Source organism: Xanthomonas sp. MLO165, assembly GCF_018831305.1.
GTDB classification, from domain to species: Bacteria; Pseudomonadota; Gammaproteobacteria; order Xanthomonadales; family Xanthomonadaceae; genus Xanthomonas; species Xanthomonas arboricola.
In genome coordinates this window covers 2,451,734-2,462,822 of the sequence record NZ_CP029263.1, presented here as the reverse complement: position 1 = coordinate 2,462,822, position 11,089 = coordinate 2,451,734, and the positions used below count along the sequence as shown (strand labels likewise).

The following is an 11,089-nucleotide window of genomic DNA, read 5'->3' as shown; positions in this document are numbered from 1 at the left end:
ATGCGGCCTGCAGAGATCGTGACGTTGCTCAACGCCGAAGGCGTATTTCCTTTCATCGACCAGGACCGGCTCAAAACTCGTTCGGCCTCCGCGGACATTTCACCACGTGCGGTCGCGTTGCTGCGCGAGAACCGTGACGCCCTCATCGCATTCCTCTCGGACAGTGCTGTCTTACCGATCGCGGAGGCGATTCCCCGACGCGGGCAGCCGCAGCGGCCAGCGCCGCTGTCGTTCGCGCAACAGCGGCTGTGGTTCTTGCACCAGCTCGACCCGGCCGCCAGCGCCGCCTACCACGTCGGCGCGGCGCTGGCCTTGCGCGGCGCCCTCGACGTGGACGCGCTGCGGCTGACGCTGGCTCGTATTGTCGAACGCCACGAGGTCTTGCGGACCTGTTTCGTCGATCAGGACGGCGAGCCGGTGCAGTGGGTCCTGCCGGCTCACGCGGTGCCACCGTTGCCGCTGTTCGACCTGCGCGGCGAGGATGCCGCATCGCGGATATGGGAGCACCTGCGCGACGAGGGCGAGGCACCTTTCGATCTCGTTACCGGCGGACCACTGCGCATGCGCCTGCTGCATACCGGCGAGGAGGAGCACGTATTGGTGGTCACGATGCATCACATCGTCTCGGACGGCTGGTCGAACGCGGTGCTGGTGCGCGAATTGGGCGCAATCTATGCCGCAACCGTTGCTGGCCAGCCCGATCCGCTGCCGTTGCCGTCCATCCAGTACGCCGACTATGCGGCATGGCAGCGCGAACGCCTGGACCAGGCGCGTTTGCAGACGGAGATCAGCTACTGGAAACAGCATCTGGCAGGCGCACCAGCGCTGCTGGAACTGCCGAGTGACCGTCTGCGGCCGGCGCACCAACGCTATACCGGAGAACGCGTGCCGGTACGAATCGACCAGGGGACTAGCGACGCGCTGCGCAACCTGGCTTGGCGCCATCGGGTGACGCCATTCATGGTCCTCCTGGCGGCCTGGGCGGCCTTGCTGCACCGGCTCTCGGGCCAGGACTCGGTCGTGGTCGGCTGCCCGGTCGCCAATCGTCAGCGACCGGAGGTCGAACCACTGATCGGCTTTTTCGCCAATACCATGCCGTTGCATGTGCATCTGGAAGACGATCCGTCTGTGGCAGGCCTGCTGAGCCGGGTCCGCGAGCTGACCCTGGACGGCTACGCCCATCAAAATGTGCCGTTCGAGCAGGTCGTTGATGCGCTGCGACCGCAGCGCAGTCTCAGCCACTCACCGCTGTTCCAGACCAGCCTTACCGTATCCGGCGCAGGCACCTCCGCACCCGACCTGCAGGGCGTGCGGGTAGAGGCGCTGCAGCCGCCGCGGCACAGCGCGCAATTTGACCTGGCGCTGGCACTGGCCGATGAAGCGGGCGGGTTCTGTGGCGAGTTGGTGTACACCTGCGACCTGTTCGATCGCACCACCATCGACCGCTGGCTAGGCCACTTTGATTGCTTGCTGCGGGCAATGGCCTTTGACGATACCGTCCGGGTCAGTACGCTGGATCTGCTGGATGCGTCCGGTCGCCAACAGATGGTCGCGCTGGCTGCTGGTCGGGCAGTCTCCGAGGCTGTCCCCGAGACGGCGTTGAAGCAGATCCAGCGCCATTGCGACGCGCGATCCGACGCGGTGGCAGTGATCGCCGGCCACCAGCAATGGAGCTGGGCGCAGCTTGGCGCCGCTGCCGATGCAGTGACCGATGCACTGAGCGTGGCCGGTGTCGGCGAGGGCGACCGGGTCGTCCTGTTGCTGGAGCGCGATGCCTGGATGGTGGCCGCGATACTGGGCGCATGGAAGGTCGGCGCCGCCTATGTGCCGGTCGACACAACATCACCGCCAGCGCGCATCGCGGCGATCCTCATCGACGCCGCGCCCGCCGCGATGCTGACCGCGCGCGACGATGTGGCAAAAGCGGTCCATTGCCCGAGCGGCATGGCGGTCATCGATGTCAACGCGCTGGCAGTTGCGCGCGCGACCGCTGCCCCCAGCAGCAGACCGGAGCATGCGGTTGGCGTCACCGCCTACCTGATCTACACCTCCGGCTCGACCGGCCGTCCCAAGGGCGTTGTCGTTGGTCATACCGCGCTGGCGCACTATCTGGATCGTGCGCGATGCCTTTATGACGCCGATGCGCTGGCTGCCGGCGTAGTTGCGACCACGCTCGCGTTCGACGCCACCGTCACCTCGCTCATCCTGCCCCTGGCCACCGGTCGCCCGGTCCACTTGCTGCCACCCGATCCGCACGCCTCGCTGGCCATACTGGCCAGCCTGATGGTCGGCGCCGAACCGCTGCTTTTCAAACTCACTCCTGCACATCTGGAGGCGTTGGCGAATCTGGCCACGGTCCCGGGACAGGCGCCCCATCGCGTGGTCGTCGGTGGCGAAGCATTATCGACCTCGACCTTGGCCCGATTCCGCGAACGTGTCGCACCGAAGGCGACGGTGGTCAACGAGTACGGACCGACCGAAGCCACGGTCGGCTGCATGGTCCACGCCATTGGGCCTGCCGATGCATTGCCCAGTGAGGACGGGGTGCCGATCGGGCGGCCGTTCCCTGGCATGCGCATTGACGTCGTCGACCGCCATGGACAGCCGGTACCAATCGGCGTGCGCGGACAGCTCCATATCGTCGGTCCGCAGTTGGCCCAAGGCTATCGGGGCGGCGCCGACGCCGGTGGTTTCTACGTCAAGGCCGATGGCTGCCGCGCCTATCGCAGCGGCGACCTTGCGGCCTGGGGCGTCGATGGCCGCTTGCGTTTTTTCGGTCGCGACGACGCGCAGCTGAAGATTCGCGGGTATCGGATCGAGCCTGCGGAGATCGAAGCGCGTCTGATGGCGCTGCCGGGCGTGCAGGATGCCGCGGTGGTCGCTGTCGGCGACGACCACGATCGGCGTCTGGTGGCCTATGCGGTCTCTGCCGACGGCGCGCCAGTGATGGAGGATGCGCGCCTGCGTGCGACGTTAGCCCTCGAATTACCGCATTACATGCTGCCCGAAGCGGTGGTCTGGATCGAGCGAATGCCGCTGACCGTCAACGGCAAGCGCGAATTCGCGGCGTTGCCGGCATGGCGGAGCGATGCCGGGGCCAAACACGAGTTGACCCCGCCGACGACTGTCAGCGAGCAGGTCCTGCACGACTCCTGGTGCGCCATCCTCGGTCACGCGAAGATCGGCCTGGACGAGGATTTCTTCGCCCTCGGTGGTCACTCACTGCTGGCCACCCGGGCAATCGCCGATATCGGTCGTCGCCTGGAGCGCAGCGTGCCCCTGCGCGCCCTGTTCGAGCATCCGACCGTGCGTCGTCTGGCCGCCCACGTCGACAGCCACGGCGAGCAGCGCATCCAATTGCGACCGCGCCCGCCGGGCACCGCGCCGGTGATGTCGCACGCGCAGAAGCGCTTGTGGATTCTCGACCAGGTCGAGGGCGGCAGCCGCCAATACCACATCGCCGTGACGCTGCGCCTGCGCGGTGATCTGGACATGGAGGCCTGCAGGATTGCGCTGGACGGTATCGTGGCCCGCCACGAGGTCTTGCGCACGCGCTTCCTGGCCGGCGATGGTGATGGGCGGTGCGAGGTCGTCGACCTGGCGGACGCGCCGTTGGAACTCCATGACCTGCGCAAAAGCGCGGTCAGCCAGCGCAAGGCCGTGTTGACCGCACGGATACGCGAGGAGGTCGAACGGCCGTTCGACCTGGGGACCGACACGTTGTTGCGCGCGGCGCTATTGCGTATCGACGAACAGGAATGGGTCGCGGTGCTGACGGTGCATCATATTGCTTCCGATGGCGGCTCCAGCGCATTGCTGGTCAAGGAGTTCGTCGAACTGTATGCCGCCGCCTGCGAAGGACGCCGGCCGGCCTTGCCACCTTTGGCGGTGCAGTACGGGGACTACGCTTTGTGGCAGCAACGCGTGTTGGACCAGGCGCGACTGCAACAGGGGCTGGATTACTGGCGCGAGCGCCTGGAGGGGGCACCGCCCGTGCATGGCCTACCGCTGGATCGACCCTGGCCGACACAGCGCACCTTTTCCGGCGGCCGGATCGAACGCAGACTGGAATCATCGCTATCCGCTCGCCTGCGCGAACTTGCCCGGGCGCGCGCAGCGACCCCGTTCATGCTGCTGCACGCGGCATTCGCCGCAGTGCTGGCGCGCTGGAGTGGCGAAGACGATGTGGTGGTCGGCTCGCCGGTCTCCGGACGCCATCATTCGGCCACCGAACCACTGATCGGATGCTTCGTTAACAGCGTGGCCATTCGCACCCACGTGGACACTGCGCAAAGCTTCGAGACACTTCTAGGCCACGTCCGGACCACCGTTCTGGATGCATTCGCACACCAGGCCATTCCCTTCGACCTGGTGGTGGAGGCGATCAATCCACCGCGCAGTCTTGGCCACGGCCCGATATTCCAAATCAGCTTCACGATGCACCAGGACGAAGTTGCAGACCTCGCGCTGCCGGGCCTGAACGTGGGCGGTCTGGAATCCGGTATCGACGTGTCGCGCTTCGATCTGGAACTGCATGTGCGCGATTTGGGCGACGGTTTCGACATGACCGTGCTGTATGCGACCGAATTGTTCGATGCCAAGACCGTCGAACGCCTGGCCGACGCGCTACTGGCGTGCTTGTCGGCCGCCGCCAAGGATCCGCAGGCGCCATTGCTCGCGTCGGCGGCGATGTCAGCCGACGATGCTGCGCGCGTGCTTGCGCTCGGCGCACCATCGCTCCTGCCGCGTCCGGCACTGTGCGCGCACCAGTTGTTCGAGCACTGCGCGCGCGCGACACCGTACGCAGCAGCGGTGGTTTGCGACGGCCACGCGTGGACGTATGCCGACCTGGACCGCCGCGCGAACCGAATAGCCGCGTTCTTGCATGCGCAGGGGATCGGGCCAGGGGCGCGGATTGGCGTGTGCATGGAGCGGTCACACGATTTGTTTGCAGGTCTGTTGGCTGTCCTCAAGGCGGGCGCCGCCTACGTACCGATCGACCCGACCTATCCCGAAGAGCGTATCGCCGCGATGCTGGAGGATGCCGCGCCGGCACTGGTATTGACCCAGCAGGGCGTACTGGAAGCGGTCCCGGCGTTGGGCGAGCACAGTGTGGTACCGGTCGATGGCGCTCTCGCCCACGCCTTGTTCGGCGCATCCGACGCGGCCGATCCGGGTGCCCCGCAGACAGGCGTGCGTCCGCAGGATCCAGCCTACGTGGTGTTCACCTCCGGCTCGACTGGACGCCCCAAGGGCGTCATCGTGCCGCACTGCGGCATGATCAATCTGGCCCTATCGCAGCGCGAGCTGTATCAGGTGGGCGAGGGCGACCGCGTGCTGGCATTCGCGTCGGTGAGCTTCGACGGAGCCGTCTGGGAATGGCTGATGGCGCTGGCCAATGGCGCGGCCCTGCATGTCTGCGCGGAAGAAGACCGGCGCTCGCCAGCACGACTGGCACGTTTGTTGAGCACGGCCGAGATCACCCATGCGGCCATACCGCCGGCGTTGCTGGCGCAACTGGATATCGGTTCTACACCGGCGCCGCGCGTGCTGTTCGTCGCCGGCGAGGCTTGCGACGAACGCTTGGCCTGGGCCTGGGCCGAGCGTTGTCGCGTGGTCAATTCTTATGGCCCGTCCGAGATCACCGTTGCTGCGACCAGCGCCGAGGTGGTGCCCGGCCGTCCGCTGACCCTGGGCCGCGGCCTTCCAAACGTCGAATTACGCGTCCTCGACACACAGGGCGCGCCGGTGGCGGTCGGCGTGCCTGGTGAGCTCTACATCGGTGGTCCAGGCCTGGCTGACGGCTATCTGGGGAACGAAACACTGACCGCGCTCAACTTCATCGATGGACTCGCCGCCGACGGTGGCCGTCTGTACCGCAGCGGCGACCGTGTGCGTTGGAATGCGCAGGGTGAGTTGGAGTTCCTCGGGCGCGTCGACGGCCAGATCAAGATTCGTGGACATCGTGTCGAGCCGGGTGAGATCGCCGCGTTGCTGCGCGCCCACGAGAGCGTGTCCGAGGCCGTGGTCGCGGTCCGTGGCGACGGCGCTCTGCGTCGCTTGGTCGCCTACGTGGTGCCAGCCGTCGCCAACGAAGCAGAGGTCAACGAAGCGCTGCTGGTGCGCGCATTACGTGAGCGAATCAAACGGCATCTCCCCGATTACATGATGCCGGCGGCATTCGTAGCGATCGATGCGCTGCCATTGACCGCCAATGGCAAGATCGACCTGCGCCGACTGCCGGAGCCTGATTACCAGTCCCAGGCCGTGCACGTCGCGCCGCGCAACGAACATGAAATCACGCTGGTGGCGATTTGGCAGGAAGCGCTGCGGCTGGAGCTGGTCGGCGTGCACGACAACTTCTTCGAGATCGGCGGCGATTCCATCCTGGCGATCCAAGTGGTATCGCGCGCGAACAGGGCCGGGCTGGCGCTCACTACCCGCCATCTGTTCGTCGCCCAGACCGTGGCCGAGTTGGCCGCGCTGGCCGCCACGCTGGACGCGCCTGCAGCCGTGGCGCCGCAGCAGGCGATCGAAGGTGGGCAGGTGCTGTTGCCGGTGCACCGCTTATTGATCGGCCTGGACGAGACGGACCGCCATCACTACAACCAAGCGGTGCTGCTGAGGACACCTGCAGATGTCGATGAAGCGATCCTGCGGGACGTGGTGGCGGCGGTCTATCGCCGTCACGATGCGTTGCGCCTACGCTTCGCCGAGCGCGATGGCGACTGGCAGGCCTGGTATGCGCCATTGGACGAGGCAATGCTGTCGGCAACGATTGTGCGCGAACGCCTACCCGAAACCAACGCAACCGCGTTCGTGACGGCGCGTTGCGATCATTGGCAACGCTGCTTCGATCTTGCGCGGGGGCCGCTGCTTCGGGTGGTCCATTTCGCGCCTGCCCGTGCGGGCGAGAGTGGGCGTCTCTTGCTGCTGGCCCAGCACTTCGTCGTGGACGGGGTGTCTTGGCGAATCCTGCTCGCCGATATCGAGCGCGGCTACGGCCAGGCCGTGGCCGGTCGAGCGATCGAACTGGGCGCCAAGACGTCCTCGTTCCAACAATGGGGTCAAGCCCTGCTCGAGCATGTGGGTTCGTCGCGCCAGGTGGCGCAACGGTCGTTTTGGCTGCGCCAGTGCCGACTCCACGTGGAGCCGTGGCCGAACGACTTCGGCACCGAGGATGTCGGGCGAATGAGCGATAACGCGTTGGTGACTGCCAGCCTCGACCCGACGCGTACTCGTCGGCTGCAACAAGACTGTGCGGCCGCCTACCGGACCCAGATCAACGAGCTGCTGCTGGCGGGCGTCTACCTCGGACTGCGCGCGTGGAGTGGCGCGAGCGCATTCCGCGTGCGCATGGAAGGACACGGTCGCGAGGACCTGTTCGACGAGCTCGATGTCACGCAAACCGTTGGTTACTTCACCGGCATCTATCCGTTGGTGATCAGCGCGGCTAGCGACGAGGTAGGCGAGGTCATCAAGGCGGTCAAGGAGCAGTATCGGGAGGCCGATCACGGCATCGGGTTCGGCATCGCCCATCAGCTGGGCAACGACCCGGAACTCGTCGAGGCTGCCGGACGGCTCGGTCCGCCCGACCTGGAGTTCAACTACCTCGGCCAGTTCGATCAGGTGATCAACGAGGAGACTGCCTTCCAGGCCGCGCCGGAAGGTGTGGGTGACAAGGTCAGCCCGCGTCGCCGGAGGGTGCGCAGGATTGGCTTGACCGGACGTGTGTTCGGCGGCGAACTCACGCTGGTGCTGGATTACAGCCGTGCCCAGTATCGCGACGAAACGGCGCAAGCGCTGATCGAGGCGATCGTGCAAGGTCTGGACCGAGTTATCGATCATTGCAGCACGCCCGGAGCCGGCACGCGCACGCCGTCGGACTTTCCCTTGGCCACGGTCGACCAGGCGCAATTGGACGCATGGCAGCGCCGCTATGGGGCGATCGCGCAGGTGTATCCGGCAACGCCGATGCAGGCGGGCCTGCATTTCCACAGTCAGCTCGAACGTTCCGCTTACGTGGTGCAGTCGTATCCGACCCTTCACGGTCCCCTGGACATAGAAGCGTTCCGCCGCGCCTGGAAAGACACGCTGGCCCGCCACGACATCCTGCGCACCGCGTTCTCCGAGGCCGGCGGAACGCTGCAACAGATCGTGCTCGATCGGGTCCAGCTGCCATGGCGCGAAGAAGATCTGCGCGATCTGGCACCAGCCGAGCAGGAGGCGCGCTTTGCCACCTTCCTGGCCGCCGACCGCGACGCCGGCTTCGACTTCGCCAACGCACCTTTGCTGCGGCTGACGCTGTTCCGTCTGGGCCACGATCACCATCGCGTGCTGTGGACCCAGCACCACATCACCCTCGACGGCTGGAGCGGGCCGCTGGTCTATCGCGATGTGCTGGAGCGCTATGTCGCACTGAGCGAAGGTCGCCCGGATACGCTTGCGGCGCCGGCCGCGTACCGCGACTACATCGCCTGGCTATCGCGCCAGGACACCAACGCGGCGCGCAGCTACTGGCGCGCAGCACTGTCGGGACTGTCGCTGCCGACCCCGCTGGGAGTGGACCGTCTGCCTACCGACGGCGAACACGGTTCCCGCGAGCGCCGGTTGCGTCTGTCGGTGGCGGCCACGCGTGCACTGGAATCGATGGCGCAACGCTTGAAGGTCACCTTCAACACCCTGCTGCAGTGGAGCTGGGGCTATGTGCTGCATCGCTACAGCGGAGAGGACGAGGTCGTGTTCGGCACCACCTTGTCGGGGCGCCCGGCGGAGGTGCCGGACATCGAATCGATGGTCGGGCTGTTCATTCAGACTGTACCGGTGGCGGTGCGCTTTGGCCGCGACGCCGATACAGCATCGATGCTGGCGCGCCAGCATGCCGAATTTGTCGAAAGCACACAGCACGGTTTCCTGCCGCTTCCGCAGATCCAGTTGGAGGCCGGCGGAATGCCGCTGTTCGACAGCCTGCTGGTGTTCGAGAATCTGCCGACCGATGCCCGCGACCAAGCGGCAGCCCTGCCGGGCCAGCTGCGAATCGAGCGTGATTCGGCACCGCAGTTCACCCATTTCCGCCTGACGCTGATTGCGGTGCTGGAAGACACCTTGCTGCTGCGCATGGGCTATCGCGCCGAGCACTTCGCCGAGGCCACCATCGGCCGCCTGGTCGCGCATCTGGGGCGGGTGCTCGAGGATCTGCCCGCAGCGGTTGCCGCAGGACGCGAGCCGGCGCTGCACGATGCTGCTGAGCGCGCGACGATCGCTGGCTGGAATGGCGCTCGCGCGCCGTATCCTCACGATAGCTCGCTGGCCGACCTGTTCGAGGCGCAGGCTGCGCGCACGCCCGATGCGATCGCGGTCCAGGCCGACGGAATCATGCTGGACTACGCGACGCTCAATGCCCGCGCCAACCGCATCGCCCATGGTCTGCGCGAGCGCGGCGTTGTGACAGATGCACGGGTCGCGATCGTGGCACCACGCGGTGTCGCGATGCTGGTGGCGATGCTGGCAGTGCTCAAGGCAGGCGGTGCTTATGTGCCGATCGATCCGGCCCAGCCGGACGCGCGCGTGAGCTATCTGCTCGAGGACGCTGCGCCGGTTGCCGTTCTTGCCGCAGATGACGCAGCAGCATGGGTGGGGCAACGCCTGTCGCTGCACGAAGAGGCGTGGTCGCATGAGTCGCAGCTCAATCTTGCGCGCCAGCCAGCCAGTGGCCGCGAACTTGCCTACGTGATGTATACCTCCGGCTCTACCGGGCAGCCCAAAGGGGTCATGGTCGAACACCGAAGCATTGTGCGCCTGGTGTTTGGCACCGATTTTGCGCCGCTCTCGCCTGCTGATCGCGTCGCCCATTGCTCGAACCCAGCGTTCGATGCATCCACCTGGGAGATCTGGTCGGCCTGGCTGCAAGGCGCGCGCGTGGTCGTTTTCGACCAGCAGACCGTCCTGCATGCTGCGGCCTTGCGCGACGCGCTGTTGAGTGCCGGCGTCACCGCGATGTGGATGACAGTGGGACTGTTCAACAGCCATCTGCCGGTGCTTGGACCGGCCTTGGCACAGCTGGGCCACTTGCTGGTGGGCGGCGATGCACTCGACCCGCGTCGGATCGCCGAGTTGGCGCAGTCGCCGTATGCGCCGGCACGACTGGTCAACGGCTATGGACCGACCGAAAGCACCACGTTTGCGCTGACCTATGCGATCACTGGAGCAGTCGATGGCGAGCGTGCGATTCCAATCGGGCGGCCAATCGCCAATACCACCGTACATCTGCTGGATGAGCGGATGCAGCCGGTGCCGATCGGTGTGGTCGGAGAGCTATGGATCGGTGGCGACGGGCTGGCCCGGGGCTACCTGAATCAGCCAGAGCTCACTGCCGAACGCTTCGTCGACACCGGCGCGCATGGCCGCCTGTACCGCAGCGGCGACCTCGGTCGCTGGTTGCCTGACGGAACCGTCGAGTTCGTTGGCCGTCGTGACGCTCAGGTCAAGTTGCGTGGCTTCCGTATCGAGCTGGGTGAGATCGAATCGGCGCTTGCGGCACTTCCGGGTATGCGCGAGACAGTCGTGGTCGCTCGCGAAGATGAGCGCGGCGACCGTCAACTCGTCGCGTACACAGTGGCTGGCGAGGATTTCGATCCATTGCAGGCGCGTCTTTCGCTGGTAGCCGTGCTGCCGGATTACATGGTGCCGGCGGCGATCGTGGTGCTGCCGGGACTTCCGTTGACTACCAATGGCAAGGTCGATCGTTCCGCCTTGCCGGCCCCCGACTGGAGCCTGGATCAAGGCGACACTTTGCCGCAGACGGCGACCGAAACCCGCGTACACCGGGTCTGGTGCGAAGTGCTCGAACGCGAATCGGTTGGCACCCGTCGTACTTTCTTCGAGGTCGGTGGGCACTCACTGCTCGCGACCCGGGTGGTGGTCGCGCTGCAGGCCGAATTCGATTGCGAACTGCGCATCGCCGATCTGTTCGCTCGCTCGACCATCGTCGAGCTGGCGGCCTGGATCGATGCGTTGACTGCGGCTGGGGCACAAGTCGCAACGGGTACGGTGGAAGAGAACGACGCAATGGAGATGACCGAATGGTGAG

At 66.1% G+C, this 11,089-nt stretch carries 1 protein-coding gene; it reads left to right on the top strand.

Annotated elements, in window-relative coordinates:
- Positions 1-11,088 carry a non-ribosomal peptide synthetase gene (locus DGN21_RS10415; RefSeq protein WP_215824916.1) on the top strand — a complete coding sequence of 3,696 codons (11,088 nt, stop codon included), beginning with the start codon at positions 1-3 and terminating at the stop codon, positions 11,086-11,088.
- The last annotated feature ends 1 nt before the right edge of the window (position 11,089 follow it).